Source organism: Nostoc sp. FACHB-110 (assembly GCF_014697425.1).
In the GTDB taxonomy this organism is placed as follows: Bacteria; Cyanobacteriota; Cyanobacteriia; order Cyanobacteriales; family Nostocaceae; genus Nostoc_B.
In genome coordinates, this window is sequence record NZ_JACJRU010000015.1 from 53148 (window position 1) to 72494 (window position 19347).

Genomic DNA, 19347 nt, shown 5'->3' on the forward strand with positions numbered 1-19347 from the left:
AAACACATGGCTATCTATGGTACAGATGAGTCTGATTTTTTGGCTGGAACTATTGGGAGCGATCGCATTTTTGGACGGGCTGGTGATGATACGATCATCGCTCTAGCTGGTGATGACCAAATTTTTGGTGGAAATGGAGATGACCTGATTATTGCCGGAGATGGAGTAGATAACATTGATGGTGGGAATGGTAATGACGAAATCAATGGTGATGCTGGCAATGACGTAATTAGTGGGGGTAATGGTATTGACTTAATCAATGGGGGTGATGGTGATGACATCATTTATGGAGGTAATGGCGGAGACCGCATCTTTGGGGGTGCGGGAGAGGATTTGATCAATGGTGATGCTGGCAATGACAACATTAATGGGGGAGATGGTGCAGACATCATTGCTGGCGGTACTGGACGCGATCGCATTTTTGGTGGTTCTGGAAACGACCATATATCTGGTGGGAGCGGTAACGATCAACTCAGTGGTGATGGTGGGAATGATCTTGTCCAGGGCGGAGACGGCAATGACATAGTATTTGGTGGAACTGGTTTTGGCAATGATACACTCACTGGGGGAAATGGTGCAGATACATTAATTGGTGGGGCTGGCAACGATAAACTCTCAGGTGGTAATGGCATTGATAGGTTAATTGGAGTTGAACCATTCGCCTCTGGATTTGTATCTTTCAACGAAATTGATACCTTAACTGGTGGGGCGAATGCAGATACCTTTGTACTAGGTACAGGGACGGATCTTTACTATGACAATGGTGGTAATAGTGACTATGCCCTGATTACTGACTTCAACATCAATGAGGATATTATCGAACTATCATCATTTACCAAGACAGCTAGTGTTAGTGTAGCTGAAATCGCTGATGCGGGACAGTCTCTTGCTGTCGCACAAGTCATTCCTAACGGTTTAGGGACTTTAGACTCTATCACAGGAACACTTTCTGGCGGCAACGATGTTGACCTGTTCCAAATTACAATTAGTGGTGGTGGAACATTTTCTGCTTCAACAGTCGGTGCTGGCACTAATTTTGATACGCAGTTATTCTTGTTTGATAAAAATGGCATTGGGGTAATTGCCAACGACGACCAAGCTGATAGTTTTCAATCTAGGCTAGAGTCCACCACTCTCGCCCCTGGAACTTACTTTCTAGCTATTTCTGGCTACGACAATGATCCTGTGAGTGCAGGAGGGCTGATTTTCCCTTCAGGCTTTGGCCCTGGAATTGTGGGGCCAACTGGGGTTGGTAGTGGTTCACCACTCAGCAGTTTTACAGGTACTGGGTTTTCAAGTGGAAACTACACTATTGCCCTGACTGGGGTTCAGGCTAATCCCCTAAGTTTGGGTGTAATCTCTATTAATAATGTGCTGGGAACAGGAATATCTTTTAACAACGACTTAATTGCAGTTGTTCAAGGAGTTGCGATTTCAGATTTTAGCAGTGGTTTTGCTTTTGTCTAAAATCTAGTCCAGCTATCAGCCAGAGAATTGCTTCTCTGGCTGAGAATTGCCCATTTACACCTTAAACTTTTCGGTGATGCGCTTCATTGCTTCTTCGACATTTTCACGGCTATTGAATGCAGAAATGCGGAAATAGCCTTCACCCGCAGCCCCAAAGCCAGAACCAGGTGTACCAACGACATTGCAAGTATGCAGTAATTTATCAAAGAAATCCCAGCTAGAAAGGCCGTTGGGAGTTTTTAGCCACACGTAAGGTGCATTCACGCCACCATAAACGGCGATACCTGCTGTGGTGAGTTGTTCGCGGATAATTTTGGCGTTTTCTAAATAGAAACTTATCAAGGCTTTGATTTGTGCTTGTCCTTCTGGGGAGTAAACTGCTTCTGCACCGCGTTGTACGATGTAAGATACGCCGTTGAATTTAGTAGACTGGCGACGGTTCCACAATTTCCACAATTCTACCTCAGAACCATCGCTAGCTTTGGCTTTGAGGGTTGTGGGTACAACTGTTAAAGCGCAACGAGTTCCGGTAAAGCCGGCATTTTTGGAGAAGGAACGAAATTCAATGGCACAATCTCTCGCCCCTTCAATTTCATAAATAGAATGAGGTAAAGTCGGATCTGTTATATATGCTTCGTAGGCAGCATCAAAGAAAATAATTGAGTTATTAGCTTTGGCGTAGTCTACCCAGGCTTTGAGGTGTTCTTTAGTTGCGGTTGCACCTGTGGGGTTGTTGGGGAAACACAGGTAGATTAAATCAACTTTTTGTGTGGGAATTTCTGCGGTGAAGTTGTTTTCTGCGGTAATTGGCAGATAAACTAAACCTTCAAATTCGCCTTTATCATTGGCTGGGCCTGTGTGACCTGCCATCACATTAGTATCTACGTATACGGGATACACAGGGTCGGTAACAGCGATGATGTTGTTGTTACCAAAGATGTCGAGAATGTTGCCTGTGTCACATTTAGACCCATCGGAAATAAAGATTTCGGAAGCGTCTACATCGGCTCCCCTGGCTTGAAAGTCTTGCGCGGCTATTTTCTCCCTTAACCAAGCATAACCTTGTTCTGGGCCGTAGCCTTTAAAACTGGCGCGATCGCCCATGTCTTCTACAGCTTTAATCATTGCTGTGCGACACGCTTGGGGTAATGGTTCGGTGACATCGCCAATTCCCAAGCGAATGACTTTAGCATCAGGGTTAGCTTCTGCAAAAGCATTGACTCGTCGGGCAATTTCGGGAAACAGATAACCAGCTTTTAGCTTCAGGTAGTTTTCGTTAATTGTCGCCATAAGTAGATAGTAAAACAGCCACTAAAACAGCTTACAGCTAATTGCTATTGGCGATCGTAGGGTTATCCGGGCAAACTACTAAGCTGTTAATCGTTTAATTTTCACATTGAGACTGCAGGGGAGCAGGGGGCAGGGAGCAAGGGAGAGGGTTTGCAGCTTTTACTACCATGAATATGGTGCAATTTAAATGACGACTAGCTTAAAAGTATTCTGCCCTGACTTACTCTTTTAGAGAATGAGAGCAAAACTTTTATTTTATCTGAGAGCAATAGACTTGCATTTTGGCATCACCTTTGAAGAACAAGCAATTGTTACTAGCACTATTCGTGGCGGAATTATTGTTATTGATGAGTCCCAAAAGTTTGAAGCTTAAACCTAAAGAAACAGCAATCAATACAGTTGATATAATTGCCAGTAAACTTCTTTTGCTAGTTTGATTCGGTGAATTTTTTAGCTTTGACTGCGCGCACACTGTTTTAGGCGACCAAAAATGTTCATCAAAATCATAATAACTCATCAACTTTCCTCCTACAAAGCAAAATGCAATGTGGCGATAATTAAGCAATTAACTTGGTCTGGTTAGTGAATATGCAAAATTTATTAAATAGGGAAAGTCAATCAATAAACTATTTACTCACCTTTGACTGTGAGAAAATAGATAATGATTGGGCTTTCCCTGAATGCCAATTATTTAACTCGTTACCAGAAACAAGCTAATTTCTTGCTTATTGAGCCACCAATAGTTAGTATTAAATCCCAAGCAACCATTTAATACTTCTGACAAAAGTCACAAATCAATCTATGACTTTTGTCATAACTCAAATTGTCATTCTCTAAAATTTAGGTGTACAAGACCTAAAAATTTATATGATTCTTTATCTCAAATTTCGCCGGATTATTTAGTCAGCTTGACGCAATTTCATTTCACTTTGAGCAATATACTAATAATTAATTTGGTGCGAATTTACGGGTTAATGTTAACCTTTATTATCCTGAGTTAGGAAATATTGATACAATTTGCAACAAACTTCATTTTCGGAAATATTTCTGAGTATTGCAGCAAAACTAGCAATAATTAAATATAGTATCGATGGAAATACATAGAATATAAAAGTGGGAAACAGTCAGATAATTATTCTCCAACGTCAGAGAAAATTAACAGTGCAGACATCTTGTAAAATTATCAAGTACAGGTTAGCGTAAATAAACAGACCATCTGAACTTGCTAAAAGGCTTGTGGTATCACTATTTTTTCTTTTTACTTTTGCCTTGTTGTACTAGTTACAAAATAATAACTGTGATAGTTTGTGAAGCAAAATATTACTCAGACTCCGATTTCGATTATTATTCCGACACTGAATGAAGCCGGGAATATTTCAGGAGCGATCGCTAGTACTCAAACTAGTGCAAACATAGAAATAATTGTGGTCGATGGTGGCTCTAGTGATGACACAATCGCAATTGCTCAGTCTATGGGTGTCAAAGTTATTTCATCATCTCCTGGGCGTGCTGTGCAAATGAACGCAGGCGCAGCTGTGGCTAGTGGTGAAATTCTGTTATTTCTTCATGCAGATACACGCCTAAGTGTTGGCTTTGACGGGCAGATTCGCCAAGTACTATCACAAACAACAACGGTAGCGGGAGCTTTTGATTTACAGATTGATGCGTCCAATTTCAGCTTAAGATTAGTAGAATGGGGTGTAAAGTGGCGATCGCGTTTTTTCCAAATGCCCTACGGAGATCAAGCAATTTTTGTCACTAAAAAAATATTTCAACAAATCGGTGGTTTCCCAGAACTACCAATTATGGAAGACTTTGAACTAATGCAGCGTTTAAAGTCTACAGGGCGCATTGTCATTATTAACACACCAGTTATCACATCCCCTAGGAGATGGCTACAAAAAGGCGTTTTGCAAACTACGCTGCTAAATCAAATAGTTGTGATTGCTTATTTACTAGGAGTTTCCCCGCAAAGAATTCGTAGCTGGTATCGTCGGGAAAAATTTAAGAGAATTTAAGCTGTTTCTCATCTAAAGATAATATGTAAGGATTCAGCACACAGAAGTTAGAAGTCAGAATTTAAGAGTTATTTAGAATGATGTCTATATGTTCTCGAGAAGAAAGTGATTAAATTTTCTCACATTCTGGCTCCTGGATTCTGACGGATGTATACTTACGATACTATTTTATAGTAATTTGATTTAATTTTTGAAATTCTCTATACAGATGACGATTATGGAGTAGGAAAAAGCATTTTTGAATTTAGTGTATGTTTTTTCCAAATCAAATATAAGTCCTATAGTAGTCTTAAATTATCTCTTTTTTATTTTTTTACTTGGCTTTTTGGCGGTTTGTTTTATTTAATGTAGGATTGACATAGCATTAACTGGTAATGATTGTAGTAACTTTATCGTCAATATAATGTTTACAAAATATAAACCACGCAAAAACAAACTGAAATTTTTTATATTGGCTTTTCTAATTGCGGTCTTACTAATTACTGCAAAATATTTTAATATTCAAGAATTTTTATATAGTTTGATTAATCAAGTTAACAAACTTGGCTTTTGGGGGCCTGTTGTTTATATTTTCATTTATAATTTAGCAACATTACTGTTTATTCCCGGCTCACTTTTAACTTTAAAGGGTGGTTGTTTATTTGGTGTATTTTGGGGTTCGGTTTATGTATTAATTGCAGCAATGATTGGAGCGACTTTAGCTTTTTTAATTGGTCGTTATTTCTCCCGCGATTGGGTATCTAGCCAAATTGAGAAACATCCAAAATTAAAAGCTATTGATTTAGCAGTGGCGAAAGAAGGATGGAAGATTGTACTATTAACTCGCTTGTGTCCGATTTTTCCCTTTAACTTATTAAATTATGTTTTTGGAGTAACTCAAGTTTCTTTAAAAGACTATGTGTTAGGTTCTTTGGGGATTATCCCAGGTACAGTAATGTATGTGTATATTGGTTCCTTGGTTGGCAACGTAGCAATGTCTAGTATGTCTAATATGCCAATAAATTCCGAGGCTGAATTATATCAAAAAATTACACAATTAATTGGATTAATCGCTACTATTTTAGTTACTATTTATATTACTAAATTAGCGCAAAAAGCTTTAAACAAAAGTATAATAATTACCGCAACAGAGGATGAAAATAAAAAGAGGTTGTAGTTAGAAAAATATGTAGGTGAATCACTGCTGATTAAAAAGGAAGAACACCGATGAATACTGGTAGGAAATATAATCAAATCATTAAATTGGTAATTTTAAGTATTGCATTTTTGGCGATCGCCACCTTATTTCCATCAGAATTCGCCTTAGCACAAACACCATCACCTGCAAATTTCTTCAATCCTCAAACACTTTTCCGCAATGCTTTAGAAGGGATTGATAACTTAGGCACTTGGGGTGCTATAGCTTTTATTGGACTTTATATTATTGCCACTATCGCATTTTTACCAGGCGCAATTTTGACACTTGGGGCTGGTGTTGTCTTTGGTGTAGTTTGGGGTGCTATTTATGTATTTATTGGTGCAACTCTTGGTGCTACTGCTGCATTTTTAGTGGGACGTTACCTCGCTAGAAATTGGGTAGCCAAAAAAATCGCAGATAATAAAAATTTTGCCGCCATTGATCAAGCAGTAGGTAAAGAAGGCTTAAAAATTGTTTTATTAACTCGATTGTCACCGATATTTCCCTTTAATTTATTAAACTATGCCTTTGGTGTGACAGGTGTTTCTTTAAAAGATTATTTTATTGGTTCTGTCGGGATGATTCCTGGCACAATTATGTATGTGTATATTGGTTCTTTAGCGGGGAATTTAGCACTCATTGGTACTGAAAGGCAACCAACTAACTCCACACTACAATGGGCTATTCGCATCATCGGATTTATTGCCACACTGACTGTGACTATATATGTCACCCGCATTGCCCGGAAAGCTTTAGCAGAAGAAGTAATTAATAACTGAAGTAGGCAACAGGAAAAAATTTATTTTACACTTCATACTAGCCTGCGGCAAGCAGCTAAAAGCATCTACACATTTCATACTTCATACTTCACACTTCATACTTTATTATGTCTAATTCAGAATTAGAAAGAGTTATAGTTCGCCCAGTGGATGAGTATAATCAAAAATTAGTTTCTTATGTGCATCCACCAAATTGGGTCAATCCCCAACCTGCTGATTGTTATGATTTAGTAGTAATTGGAGCCGGAACAGCAGGATTAGTAGTAGCAGCTGGGGCGGCTGGTTTAGATTTAGGTTTAAAAGTTGCATTAATTGAAAAGCATCTCATGGGTGGAGATTGCTTGAATGTAGGTTGCGTACCTTCTAAATGTATGATTCGCTCATCGCGGGTAGTTGGCGAAATTTGGCAGGCGAAAAATTTTGGCATCAATGTTTCTCAACAAGTCGAAGTGGATTTTACCGCAGTCATGGCGCGAATGCGGCGAATTAGGGCAAATATTAGCCCCCATGATTCGGCGGAACGCTTTAAAAATTTAGGTATTGATGTTTTCTTAGGTAATGCTAGATTTGCCAGCAACAACACTGTAGAAGTTGACGGCAAAATTTTGCGGTTCAAAAAAGCGGTAATAGCTACAGGTGCAAGGGCTGTCCGTCCACCCATTCCGGGAATTGAAACAGTTGGTTTTTTGACCAACGAAACCGTTTTTTCCTTGATTCAAAGACCAGATAAATTAGCAGTAATTGGTGGCGGGCCAATTGGTTGCGAATTAGCCCAAACATTTCGGCGTTTGGGTTCGGAAGTTACTCTATTGCATAGCGGTTCTCATTTGTTAAATAAAGAAGATGCTGATGCCGCAGAAATTGTCCAAAATGTTTTAATTCAAGAAGGTATTCGTGTAGTATTAAATTGCCAATTAGAAGAGGTAGTTGCAGTTACCGAAGGAAAAAGGTTGTACTTTTGTGCTAATGGTAATAGAGATTCGGTGACAGTAGATGAGATATTAGCTGGTGCGGGACGATCGCCCAATGTAGAAGGTTTAAACTTAGAAGCAGTAGGGGTAGAGTATGACACGCGTCAAGGTGTGAAGGTAAATGACTATCTTCAGACAAGCAACCCCAAAATTTATGCTGCTGGAGATATCTGTATGAACTGGAAATTCACCCATGCGGCAGATGCGGCAGCACGTATCGTGATTAAAAATGCATTTTTCTCTCCCTTTGGGTTGAGTCGTTCTCAACTTAGTAGTTTAGTGATGCCTTGGGTGACATATACAGACCCAGAAATTGCCCATGTAGGAATTTACGAATATGAAGCACGAAAACAAGGTATGGATGTAGTGACAATTAAAATTCCTTTAAGTAATGTAGACCGAGCGATCGCCGATGGCCAAGAAGCAGGATTCTTGAAAATTATCCACAAAAAAGGATCTGATCAAATTCTTGGTGCTACCATTGTGGCGGCTCATGCAGGTGAGATGATTTCGGAAATCACCACCGCAATTGTCAATAAAATTGGCTTGAGTAAATTAAGCAGTGTGATTCATCCCTATCCTACCCAAGCTGAAGCCATTAAAAAAGCCGCAGATGCTTATCGTCGCACTTTGCTAACAGCAAATACTAAACGGCTTTTAGGATTTTTAACCAAACTCTCTTAAATTGGAAATTTTGACTTGTTTCATTAAAATTGCACCATTTTCATCAGCAGAAAATTTGCCTATCCTTTGGTGTGGTTTCTTTTCCCCTACAAGGCATAAATACAGCGTTGTTCAGTTTGGTGCAGTACATCTTTCAAGGGGGAGAGACTAGAAAATGTACCAGGACTTACGTATGAAAACGAAAAATCAAGGGTTTGGAGAAGGGGGCAAGGGTTTAGGGGTGTAGGGGTGTATGTATCCAAAATCCTTACACCCGACACCCGACACCCATTAACCCAGCCTCCACAGAAAATCTGGCATTGCTGATTAGTGGGATGTTTTTTGTTTCGCGCAAAGGCGCGAAGAATCAATATTTTATTTTTGTTAAACATCTCAATTCATCCCGCATTTATGCAACGCCGAAAATCTTTGTGCATAAGTCCTATGTACCTCATCCATGCCTGTCAAAAATGTGGTGGAAGCCCCATTGATTTTCCCCTACACCCCACACCCTATTGTGGAAACGTCTTCTGTTCCCCTCGACGGTCTTGATGATCAGTCTTTAACCGGACACGATATTATGCCTATCTTAAAAATTCTCCAACCTGGCGATGAAATACTGCTAGAAAATTTTTTGTTGCAGCACATCAACACATCTATGTTTTTGCGTTCAAATTGGCGAGAGGCGGGCTTAGTTGACCAAGGTGCAAGGTTTCAGGGAACTTATGTAGCAGCGATCGCTAATACCAGTATAGTTGCAGTCGCGGCTCATTATTGGAATGGGATGCTGGTAGTTCAAGCACCGATGTATCTTAACGAAGTGGTGCAAAGTGTAGTCGCACAATCAAATCGAGCAATTCAGGGAATTGCTGGCCCGGCGGCACAAGTTGAGATAACGAAGGAAGTATTGAGATTGGTGAATCGACCAACTCAACTCAATGAAAGTGAGATATTATTTTCTCTGCAACTATCAAATTTAAAATTGCCCACTGCTTTAGCATCAGGAGAAGTTGAGTGTCGTTTACCCTATCCAGAAGAGTTTGAGTTACTCAGCCAGTGGTGTGTAGCTTACAACATCGAAACTTTAGGACAATCAGACACACCTGATTTATGGTCAACTTGTCGTCAAGAAATTAAAGCTAGGCAAGCTAGTGCGAGACATTGGGTATTGATAGTGGAAGATACCCCCATAGCTTACACCGCCTTTAATGCTTGTTTACCTGATATTGTCCAGATTGGTGGCGTATGGACACCGCCAGTACTCAGGGGTAGAGGTTACGCCAAGTGTGTAGTGGCTGGGTCGTTATTAGCAGCGCGATCGCATGGTGTCGAACGTGCTATTTTATTTACCAATCAAGCCAACCAAGCCGCCCAAACAGCATATCGAGGTATCGGTTTTCATCCGACTGGAGAAGAATTTGGGTTAGTGATATTTGAAAATCATTAAAAATTGCGCTCGCCGCTTTAGTACCTCAGACATATTTCTGAGATGGATTCATTTTTGGAAAATAAATTGGGTATGATTCTTTCCTATTTACTTCCCTAAACCAATAATGCCATCTACAGATAAAGGTTTTTTTAGTTGGTTATTGCTGCAATTCCAAATCACACCAGGTAAACCCGCAATTGTCACCGGATTGCGTAGCCTTTTGATTTTGGGTGTGCCGATTGGCTTCGGCATCATTAGTGGTAATGCTTCTGCTAGTGCCATCGCTACTATGGCCGCTTGGTTTGTGGGTATGGTTAATGTTGATGGAACTTATCGCCAGCAATTCATGGCGATGATTGCCACGACAATTACAGTCACAACAGTATTTCTCATTGCCAGTCTAGTCAGCACTCATCTCTGGTTAGGAATTCCCGCAACATTTATTGTCATCTTTATTGCAGGTTTAGCAGGTTTATACGGTAATGTCGCCTCATCTATTAGCCTAGTGACATCAATTATGTTTGTCATTGCCTCCGCTAAATTTGCGACCTTTACCGATTTAGCAACACTGATGCAACACTGTTTGCTGTGTCTGGCTGGGGGAACATGGACAACTTTATTATCATTAGGAATTTGGTCTTTTAATCCTCAAGTACCAGCCATTCAAACAGTCGCTAATTGTTATCGTTCGTTGAGTAAATTAGTAGATTTAGCCAACGAACTTGCTTTAAATCCTCAAGATATTCAAAACTGGGCAGAAAGATTTTCGCCAGCGCAAGATACGGTCATTCAAAATTTAACATCTGCCCGTAGTGTTTGGACAGCAATGTGGACTGTCAAAAAAGGAGCAAACCAGCAAGGCAATAACTTATTAATGTTGATTGAGGATGTCAATCAAATTGTTAATTCTATTACTGCTATTACAGAATTATTAGCGATCGCCGCGACAAATCAGTTATTTTCTCAGTTACAAACCGAGATTTGGCAAGTAATTAAACAGTTAGCAATTGCTTTACAAATGTTGGCAAAAAGCATTGCTCAACGCAAAAACCTGCTGCATTTAGGCGACTTAGATCGCAGCGTCGAAGCCTTGCAACATCAGTGGTTAGTTTTACGCTCTCAGGTATTAGTAGAAACAATCAACCCCCAGACAGATGACTATAACGATTTAATTCATCTGCGCAAAATTATGACTAGTCTGGTAGATTTAGCCCAGCAAATTCACACTGACGCAGAAATTATTACAGATTTAAAACAAGGCAAACAAAGTTATATTACTCCAGCAAATATTTCGCTTGCACCAGAGTCAAAACCTTTAGCCATCATTGATACATTACGAAATAATTTCACATTTGATTCCATCGTTTTTCGCCACGCTTTACGCCTCGCCATCATTACCACACTCGCAGAATTAATTGCCTCAGTCTGGCAACTTCCGCGAGGTTACTGGATTACTTTAACAGCCTTAGTTGCCCTGAAACCTAACTTCGGTGGAACCTCGCAAACCACAGTGCAGCGAGTCATCGGTACTATTTTGGGTGGGCTGATAGGGATTGGGTTAATTTTCCTCATCAAGAATTCTACAGCGATCGCTTGTTGTCTGTTGCTGTTAGTATTTATGGCTATGTCTGTGCGACCTTTAAGCTACAGCCTATTTACCATCTTGCTCACTCCCGCCATCATCTTACTACTCAACTTGATTAGCGCAGGCGGCTGGCAAGTAGGAGTATTAAGAATTGTCGATGGTTTAGTTGGCGGTGCTTTAGCCTTAATTGGTAGCTATGTACTTTTCCCCCGTTGGGAACGACAGCAACTCCCCGCCCAATTAGAAAAAACAATTCGCGCTAATCTTGTTTACTTTCAACAAGTAATCGCTCACTACCTGCATCCCGAACAACATGGGTTTGCTACTCTCAACACTCTCCGCCATCAAGCAGCCTTAGAAAACGCCAACGCTACCGCAGCCGCTCAAAGATTGTTTAGCGAACCCCGCCACGTTCAAGGCGAAATTGAACCTGTAATGACCTTGATACTCTACATTCGCAGCTTTTTCACTTCAGTCACCACCCTAGCCGAACATTTGCCAGAATTCAGTGGCGAATACCAATTTACCGAACTCCAGCCACTAACAGACGCAATGATTCAAATTTTAGAAAACTTGGCAGATTCTTTAGCACAGCGACAGCCACCCCAACCTTTACCTGCATTAGATAGCTATCTTGAAGCCATTCACAACCAAATTCAACAGTTACACAATGCTCGTTTATCAGAAATTACCACCAGTTCCCAGATATTAACTCCCATATTGCAAGCTGTTCGAGAACAAACGCCTTTATCTATCGAATTAGAAAGAATTATTAATGAAATTAAAGTCATCCACTGTGTAATGGGCCGAATTATTAAATAATACTGAAACAGAGAGATAGCAAACTGATTTCTGAATACATAACATTAGCTTATGTAGCAGAATTCATGGTGAATTTCTTTGCCTGCCATTGAGGGAGTTTTACACCATAAAGTCGAATGGTTTTTCAGGTAGGATAAGTTGCTTGATCTAATAAAGTAGTAAATGAACTACTCATATCGTGTCCGGCTAATCAGTTGTGATTCGACAAATTTGTGCAGAAACGCAAAAACCCTCTCCTCTGCCTCCTTGCGTCCTGAATTATAAGTCTTTAACAGGACACGATATCACTCCTACTTTTTATTGTCCCCTCTGAATTTTGGGATAGTCCTAATGCGAATTTTATTTCTCCACTCTAATTTCCCTGCTCAGTTTCGCCATTTAGTAATAACTCTTGCTAAAGATACAAAGCACCAAATTGTTTTTGGGACTATGCGAAAAGACGGCAACATTCCCAATGTTGGCAAAGTGATTTATCAGCCTACACGCGAAGCTCATCCGCAAACCCATCAATATGTACGTAATTTAGAAAATGCAGTTCTACAAGGACAAGCAGCTTATCGGATGGCACAAGAGTTGCGATCGCAAGGATTTGTCCCTGATGTGATCTATGGACATTCAGGTTGGGGTTCAACACTGTTCATGAAAGATATTTTTCCCAAAGCAGAACTGCTGTGCTACTTCGAGTGGTTTTACCATGCTCATGGCTCCGATGCAGACTTTGATCCGAGTGAGCCTTTAGATGCCGATACGGAAGCTCGGATTAGAGTAAAAAATGCCGCAATTCTTCTCGACTTGTACAGTTGCGATCGGGGGCTTTCTCCAACTCAATGGCAACGTCAACAGTTTCCCCGGGAATTTCATAGCAAATTAAAAGTGTTGCATGATGGTGTAGATACAAATTTCTTCCGTCCTAACTTAGGTATCAAGTTAGTGCTGCCTGAATGTGGTCTAGACTTATCTGGAGTCGATGAAATTGTCACTTATGCGACACGAGGTATGGAGCCTTATCGAGGGTTTCCCCAATTTATGGAAGCAGCTGCTTTGATTCAGCAACGCCGTCCAAATTGCCATATTGTCGTTGTTGGTGATGATCGTGTGGCATACGGCAAACAATTACCAAATGGCAAAACTTATAAACAATTAATGCTGGAAAAACTGCCACTAGATTTATCGCGGTTACATTTCACTGGTTCTTTGCCATACAATCAATATCTCCAAGTATTGCAAGCATCTTCGGCCCACATTTACCTCACTCGTCCGTTTGTCTTGTCTTGGTCAATGTTAGAATCGCTGGCCACAGGATGCTTAGTCATTGCTTCTAATACGGCTCCAGTCACAGAAGTAATCGAAGATGGCAAGAATGGCTTACTTGTAGATTTTTTCTCTCCAGAGCAAATCGCTGAACGTGTAGATGAGGTATTGAATCATTGCGATCGTATGGCAGAGATTCGCCAAAAAGCAAGAGAAATAATTGTGCAACGTTATGAATTATCACAATTACTACCTCAACATCTTGCTTGGATACTCAAAGAGAAAACTAATCATATAACTCAACTAAATGGATGAGTCGTGAATTTGCTAATTAATCAATAATATAGGACTCATATTTTATTCATGAAAAAAATTAGTACACCCAGATAAATCTTCTTTCTATTCCCCTAACCCTACTCCCTATTCCCTAACTACACAACTAGATTCAAAAATCAAACCGGATGCCCATATAGGCAGTATTTATGTAAATAAATTTCCTAAAATATCACTCGTTATCTACCATAATCTTGTGGGATACTATAAGCATTGTTAGCATACACTTTGCTAAGTCATAATTGTGAAGCAAGTCTCTTGCTATTAATTTTGATCAAACAAAAATCAAGTGAAAATCAATGCTTGCTATACATCAAACCAGAATAAGTGAAGTTTTCCTGATTAAACAAAAAATTTTTCACGATGAGCGTGGCTTTTTTTACGAATCTTACAATCAACAAAAATTTGTCCAAGAGACAGGCATCAATGTCAACTTTATCCAAGATAATCATTCGTATTCTAAGCAAAATGTTCTCAGAGGATTACATTACCAAATTAACAAACCACAAGGAAAACTTATCAGAGTTATTCAAGGTAAAATATTTGATGTAGCCGTAGACATCAGGAAAAGTTCTTCTACCTTTGGCCAATGGGTAAGTTATGAACTCAGTTGTGAAAACAAGTTACAACTTTGGATACCACCAGGGTTTGCACATGGTTTTCTTGCGCTTTCCGAGGTTGCTGAAGTTGTCTATAAAACAACTGAATATTACTATCCGCAAGGAGAACGTACTATTCTTTGGAATGACCCTGATCTAGCTATAGAATGGCCGCTTTCATCCTCACCCATATTGTCAGCAAAAGACCAAACTGGTCAACTATTTAGAATGGCTGAAGTATTTTTATGAAAAAAATATTGCTGATTGGTAGCCAAGGTCAAGTAGGACAAGAACTACAACGAATATTGATACCATTAGGTAATATCGTTACTATTTCTCGTCCTACTGTAGACTTATTAAAACCTGACAGCCTTCCAGATATTATTCAACACCATCAACCTCAAGTAATTATTAATGCTGCTGCTTACACTGCTGTTGAAAAAGCCGAAACGGAACCAGACTTAGCATTGACTATTAATAGTACATCACCTGGAAGGATTGCTAAAGTAGCTGAAAAAATAGGAGCTTACTTTATTCATTTTTCTACTGATTATGTTTTTGATGGCAAAAAAGCTAGTCCTTATAAAGAAACAGATCCGACCAATCCTTTAAATGTCTATGGTAAAACTAAGCTTGCTGGGGAACAGTTAATTCAACAGAATTGTCAACAACATTTAATTTTACGTACAGCCTGGATTTATAGCAGCTTGAGTAAAAGCAATTTTGTCAAAACCATGTTGCAACTTGGTCAAGAAAAAGCAGAAATTTTCGTAGTTGCAGATCAAATTGGTAGCCCTACATGGGCAAGAGATATTGCTGATGTCATAGCCAAAATAATTTATCAAATCGCGCCAAATATTACCGGAACATATCACTATACTAATAGTGGTGTTGCTAGTTGGTATGATTTTGCGATCGCTATCTTTGAAGAAGCTCAACAGTTAGGTTTTCCTCTGACAATTAAACAGGTAGTTCCCATCAATACCTCACAATATCCAACACTAGCTACTCGCCCTCTTTATTCAGTCCTGTCTTGCAACAAAATATCGACTGTTTTAGAGTCTCATATTCCTCATTGGCGAATCAGACTGCGGCAAATGTTAGCAGAGCTATATTTATATACTTAGGACTTCCGCACAGAGTTTGTCTGTGGAGGCTGGGTCTAAGGGTCTAGAGGAGGAGAGAGCATCGAACCACCCGTATGTGGTACAAACCCCATATGCATCAAAGCGATGGTATTGGTAGGGGTTCCAAGCACCCTCCAAATACCATCTTCCCTACACCCTGTTCTTGACCAAACCCAGAGATGGTGACATTCGGGGTTTGGTCAATTTAACTGTGTCTGTCTTTAGGCTACAGTGACTCCTAGTGTATAAGAACCAGGATTAAAATAGCCACCAGTGAAAGTTCCGCCATTTTGCGGGAAGTAATCATAATCACTTACGGAAATGGAGTAAGTACCTGCCGCTAGTGAAGCCGTGATTGAGCTAAAAATCCCGCTACTCACTAAATTCCCAGCACTATTAAATAGGCCGAGAACTGGATAGCTACCACTATAGTTCGGCGTGTTGATAGTCACAGTTCCTGCGCTGGCTAAAGAAAATGTGAAAAAGTCAAAATCAGGTTTGTTCCCTGGAAGTGTTGCCAGTTGAGCAGAGGTGTTAACTTTGGAACCTGATGTTAAAGTACCTAGCTTCTCAGCAGTAGCTAGTGTGTTGTTTGTCCCTTGTCCAGCATCTTCTTTCTCGTAGAATAAGAAGTCGTCACTATCAAGCCTCAGAGAAGAAGCTTGCACAACACCAATGAGTTCATCTAGCTCTCCCCCTGAGTTGTCCAGAAATACCCTTATATTGTCTCCTACAGTCTGCAAGCGATAGTCTCCTAGAGTTCCTTTGAGCTGGATTGTATCCTCGCTAGAGTTGAAGCCATTGATGATAGCGTAGTCTGTATCACCACTAGTTAAACTATTGTTATCGTCATAGAAGACATTAATAGCGTCTCCAAGTACGAACTTATCTTCTCCAGGCCCTCCTGTTAGGGTATCAATCTCCCCTAAACCAGGAGAATTAGAAGCAGTTGTATCAATGCCTATAAGGACATCGTTTCCTGGCCCTCCAAGGAGGTTGTCATTGCCGAGTCCGCCAATGAGGGTGTCATTACCTTCCCCTCCTTCAACTTGGTCATTGCCAGCCCCACCAATCAGGCTGTCATTCCCATCCTCGCCCAAGACGAGATCATCACCTTCTTGACCATCAAGAAAGTCATAACCATCCCCACCAAGCAGGGTATCATTACCGCCTCTGCCAAAGAGGGTGTCACTACCAACTCCCCCAATCAGGGAGTCATTAAAACTAGAACCAAAGACTTGCTCAATATTGAACAAGACATCATCCCCGGCTCCGCCACTGGCAGTTCCAGTGCTAAGGTCAACGGTGACTGCGGCAGTGGCATTTGAATAGTCAGCAGTATCAATGCCAGTCCCACCAAAGATTTGGTCATCTCCACTTCCACCTTCGAGTAGGTCATTGCCAGCCCCAGCCAGCAGGGTGTCATTGCCAGCCCCACCAAGCAGGGTGTCATTGCCCTCTCTACTAATGAGAGTATCACTCCCATCCCCACCATCGAGTTGGTCATTGCCAGGCCCACCAAGCAGGGTGTCATTGCCACTTTCTCCAACTAAGGAGTCATCGCCATTCCCGCCATTAATCAAGTCGTTGTTAGTCCCGCCAACGAGGGTGTCATTGCCGTTATCACCAAAGAGGCGATCATTGCCAGCCCCTCCATTGATAGAGTCATTACCGTCCCCACCACTGAGGAAGAAGTCATTGCCAGATCCGCCCAAGATAGTGTCATTGAACCGAGAACCAACGATTCTTTCAATTTCCAACAGGACATCATTTCTGCCCTGGCTAGTAGCTGTTCCAGTGGCAAGATTAATCGTGACTGCGGTAGTGGCACTGAAATAATCAACAGTATCAATGCCATCTCCACCCAAGAGTTGGTTATTGCCAAGCCCACCACGCAAGGTGTCATCGCCAGCGCCACCACCGACAGTATCGTTGCCATCTCCACCATCAAGCAGGTCATCGCCAGTTCCACCATCAAGCAGGTCATTGCCACCTCTACCAAGGAGAGTGTCATTACCACGCCCGCCTGTTAGGGAGTCGTTGAAAGCAGAACCCAAGACTTGTTCGATATTAAACAGGACATCATTGCCAGCCCCTCCAGTAGCGGTTCCAGTCGCTAGGTTAACGGTGACACCAGCAGTGGCATTTGAATAGTTAGCAGTATCAATGCCAGTTCCACCAAAGAGTAGGTCATCCCCCTCTCCTCCTTCTAGTAGGTCATCGCCAGATCCGCCAAGGAGGGTGTCATCGCCAAGCTGACCAATCAAGCTGTCATTACCATCCTCACCATCGAGTTGGTCATCGCCAGCCCCGCCATTGAGGGTGTCAAACCCTTCCCCGCCAAAGAGTTGGTCGTCACCGTCCTCTCCTGCAAGTCGGTCATTCCCGTACCCACCTTCGAGAAGGTCATTATCGGCTCCACCAAGGAGGGTATCATCACCATACCCACCAAGGAGGGTGTCGTCACCGGCTCTGCCAAGGAGTTGGTCGTCGTTGTACCCACCATCAAGTGAGTCATTGCCAGCTCCACCAAGAAGGGTATCATCGCCGAACCCACCAACAAGGGTGTCCTCACCGTCTTCACCATTGAGAAGGTCATTGCCGTCCTCACCCTCTAGTGAGTCATCGCCAGTCCCACCCAAGATGTCATCATTGCCGCCCCGACCAAAGAGGTTATCATCACCTCCCTGACCAAGGATAGCGTCATTCTCAAACGTGCCAATTATAGTGTTATTCTGGTCGGTTCCAATTAGGTCTGCCATATCAATCCCCTCGGTGATAACTTACTTTGGTTCACAGATATTCGCTGGACAAGGTGTCTTCTATAAGTAGCCATGCCAGTAGGTAGAAACCCTCCCTAGATAGGTGGTTCAAATAAATGCCGAGCCTATTTAGACAGAAACTGCCTAAAAAACCGAATAAGTTGTAGGCTTATCTCTCTAAGTAAATAGACATTGTTAAATAAACACACCTATCTAAGGAGATTAACAATTACATACTGTAAGAAAACTAGCGTTAACAGTAATTAACCTATTTCTTAAGTAAACATTAAGACTTGCATTAGACCCAATAAAATGTTTTAGCTGTTAGCTAACTGACAAATTTAGATGTTTGATGACATCTCGATTAAACCAATTTATAGGAACAAAATTCTAAATTTGTACTGGAAAAATTTATTTTATTATTCCCAAATTGGTAAAGGTTAAATTTTTATTGAACTAAAGCAAGTGATAACATCTACCGATTTTAGTCTCTTATTTGCTTCATAAATGTGTCAAACATTTTTTACAAAAGTTTATACACGTATATATTAATACAAAAGATTTATAACTGATAAGAGCCAGAATGGTTGATTTTATGAGTTTTTGTGAATTAACTATTGTTAATCAAAATGTTTTACATAATTAAGTTATATCTAATTAATCAGGTTTACTGATTAACTTAAAAATACAGTAATTTTCATTGATGAAAGTTTAATAAACACTACATTTAACTATGAAAATGTCTATCTATCAAATTGCTGATTTATTTAAATATTCTGAATTCTGACTCCTAACTCTTGAATGCTGTTTGATAAAATTGATGACTCTTTTGTTGCTGGGATTTTGAGGGCATCAATGACAGTAAAGTGTAAACTAGCCGTTGGGCGTGGGCAAGAATTGAGAGCATTTTTCTTGCTGTTGATTATGCTTTTCTCGCCGTTTTTTCGCATATTTCTGCCTTTATGTGCAAATCCAACTCCTCTTTCAACTTAGCGATCGCCTACTCCTGAGTAATTTACGTAATATTACTTTAGTTAGATATTTGCTGACTGCTGAAATCACTTTTTTACACTC

The 19347-nt window shown here is 40.7% G+C and carries 14 protein-coding genes; 11 read left to right on the forward strand and 3 right to left on the reverse strand.

Translation table 11 applies throughout. The annotated features are described in order from the left end of the window. Positions 1-6: 6 nt before the first annotated feature. Positions 7-1467, forward strand: a complete 1461-nt coding sequence (locus H6G69_RS15940) for a DVUA0089 family protein (RefSeq protein ID WP_190688804.1) — start codon at positions 7-9, stop codon at positions 1465-1467. 54 nt (positions 1468-1521) lie between these two features. On the opposite strand, the gene H6G69_RS15945 is transcribed toward H6G69_RS15940, so the two are convergent. Further along, positions 1522-2757, reverse strand: coding sequence for an LL-diaminopimelate aminotransferase (locus H6G69_RS15945; RefSeq protein ID WP_190688806.1), 1236 nt, complete (start codon positions 2755-2757; stop codon positions 1522-1524). A 235-nt stretch (positions 2758-2992) separates the two neighbouring features. On the opposite strand from H6G69_RS15945, the gene H6G69_RS15950 reads away from it, so the two are divergent. The 10 genes from H6G69_RS15950 to rfbD all read left to right on the forward strand — a co-directional run bounded on the left by H6G69_RS15950 (position 2993) and on the right by rfbD (position 15511). Then, positions 2993-3130 carry a hypothetical protein gene (locus tag H6G69_RS15950; protein ID WP_190688809.1) on the forward strand — a complete coding sequence of 46 codons (138 nt, stop codon included), beginning with the start codon at positions 2993-2995 and terminating at the stop codon, positions 3128-3130. Between the two features lie 934 nt (positions 3131-4064). Further along, positions 4065-4775, forward strand: a complete 711-nt coding sequence (locus tag H6G69_RS15955) for a TIGR04283 family arsenosugar biosynthesis glycosyltransferase (RefSeq protein ID WP_190688812.1) — start codon at positions 4065-4067, stop codon at positions 4773-4775. A gap of 403 nt (positions 4776-5178) precedes the next feature. Next, positions 5179-5931, forward strand: a complete 753-nt coding sequence (locus H6G69_RS15960; protein WP_190688815.1) for a TVP38/TMEM64 family protein — start codon at positions 5179-5181, stop codon at positions 5929-5931. A 50-nt stretch (positions 5932-5981) separates the two neighbouring features. After that, complete coding sequence (locus H6G69_RS15965) at positions 5982-6731, forward strand: TVP38/TMEM64 family protein (protein ID WP_190688818.1); 750 nt, start codon at positions 5982-5984, stop codon at positions 6729-6731. A 107-nt stretch (positions 6732-6838) separates the two neighbouring features. Next, positions 6839-8386: a mercuric reductase gene (locus H6G69_RS15970; protein ID WP_190688821.1), complete on the forward strand. Its 1548-nt coding sequence runs from the start codon at positions 6839-6841 to the stop codon at positions 8384-8386. A gap of 436 nt (positions 8387-8822) precedes the next feature. Then, positions 8823-9812 carry a GNAT family N-acetyltransferase gene (locus H6G69_RS15975; RefSeq protein WP_242072077.1) on the forward strand — a complete coding sequence of 330 codons (990 nt, stop codon included), beginning with the start codon at positions 8823-8825 and terminating at the stop codon, positions 9810-9812. A 106-nt stretch (positions 9813-9918) separates the two neighbouring features. After that, the gene (locus tag H6G69_RS15980) at positions 9919-12201 is read left to right on the forward strand and encodes an FUSC family protein (RefSeq protein ID WP_190688823.1); all 2283 of its coding nucleotides are present in this window, start codon (positions 9919-9921) and stop codon (positions 12199-12201) included. Between the two features lie 330 nt (positions 12202-12531). After that, positions 12532-13767, forward strand: a complete 1236-nt coding sequence (locus H6G69_RS15985; RefSeq protein ID WP_190688826.1) for a glycosyltransferase family 4 protein — start codon at positions 12532-12534, stop codon at positions 13765-13767. 317 nt (positions 13768-14084) lie between these two features. Further along, entirely contained in the window at positions 14085-14633 is a 549-nt protein-coding gene (gene rfbC, locus H6G69_RS15990) for a dTDP-4-dehydrorhamnose 3,5-epimerase (RefSeq protein WP_190688829.1), read from the forward strand. Beyond that, entirely contained in the window at positions 14630-15511 is an 882-nt protein-coding gene (rfbD, locus tag H6G69_RS15995) for a dTDP-4-dehydrorhamnose reductase (protein WP_190688832.1), read from the forward strand. The genes rfbC and rfbD overlap by 4 nt, the downstream gene beginning before the upstream one ends. 221 nt (positions 15512-15732) lie before the next feature. On the opposite strand, the gene H6G69_RS16000 is transcribed toward rfbD, so the two are convergent. Both H6G69_RS16000 and H6G69_RS16005 read right to left on the reverse strand, forming a co-directional pair. Next, positions 15733-18273 (reverse strand): calcium-binding protein, encoded by a 2541-nt coding sequence (locus H6G69_RS16000; protein WP_190688835.1) that lies wholly within the window; start codon positions 18271-18273, stop codon positions 15733-15735. A gap of 767 nt (positions 18274-19040) precedes the next feature. Further along, a complete protein-coding gene (locus H6G69_RS16005; RefSeq protein WP_190688838.1) occupies positions 19041-19223 on the reverse strand; it encodes a hypothetical protein in 183 nt (60 codons plus the stop codon). Positions 19224-19347: the final 124 nt, after the last annotated feature.

Excerpts from the sequence above, each read along its gene's own strand:
- H6G69_RS15945 (WP_190688806.1), bottom strand. The coding sequence starts at position 2,757 with ATGGCGACAATTAACGAAAACTACCTGAAGCTAAAAGCTGGTTATCTG.
- H6G69_RS15980 (WP_190688823.1), top strand. The coding sequence starts at position 9,919 with ATGCCATCTACAGATAAAGGTTTTTTTAGTTGGTTATTGCTGCAATTC.
- H6G69_RS15965 (WP_190688818.1), top strand. The coding sequence starts at position 5,982 with ATGAATACTGGTAGGAAATATAATCAAATCATTAAATTGGTAATTTTA.
- H6G69_RS15985 (WP_190688826.1), top strand. The coding sequence starts at position 12,532 with ATGCGAATTTTATTTCTCCACTCTAATTTCCCTGCTCAGTTTCGCCAT.
- rfbC (WP_190688829.1), top strand. The coding sequence starts at position 14,085 with ATGCTTGCTATACATCAAACCAGAATAAGTGAAGTTTTCCTGATTAAA.
- H6G69_RS15970 (WP_190688821.1), top strand. The coding sequence starts at position 6,839 with ATGTCTAATTCAGAATTAGAAAGAGTTATAGTTCGCCCAGTGGATGAG.
- H6G69_RS15975 (WP_242072077.1), top strand. The coding sequence starts at position 8,823 with ATGCCTGTCAAAAATGTGGTGGAAGCCCCATTGATTTTCCCCTACACC.
- rfbD (WP_190688832.1), top strand. The coding sequence starts at position 14,630 with ATGAAAAAAATATTGCTGATTGGTAGCCAAGGTCAAGTAGGACAAGAA.
- H6G69_RS16000 (WP_190688835.1), bottom strand. The coding sequence starts at position 18,273 with ATGGCAGACCTAATTGGAACCGACCAGAATAACACTATAATTGGCACG.
- H6G69_RS16005 (WP_190688838.1), bottom strand. The coding sequence starts at position 19,223 with ATGCGAAAAAACGGCGAGAAAAGCATAATCAACAGCAAGAAAAATGCT.
- H6G69_RS15960 (WP_190688815.1), top strand. The coding sequence starts at position 5,179 with ATGTTTACAAAATATAAACCACGCAAAAACAAACTGAAATTTTTTATA.
- H6G69_RS15950 (WP_190688809.1), top strand. The coding sequence starts at position 2,993 with ATGAGAGCAAAACTTTTATTTTATCTGAGAGCAATAGACTTGCATTTT.
- H6G69_RS15940 (WP_190688804.1), top strand. The coding sequence starts at position 7 with ATGGCTATCTATGGTACAGATGAGTCTGATTTTTTGGCTGGAACTATT.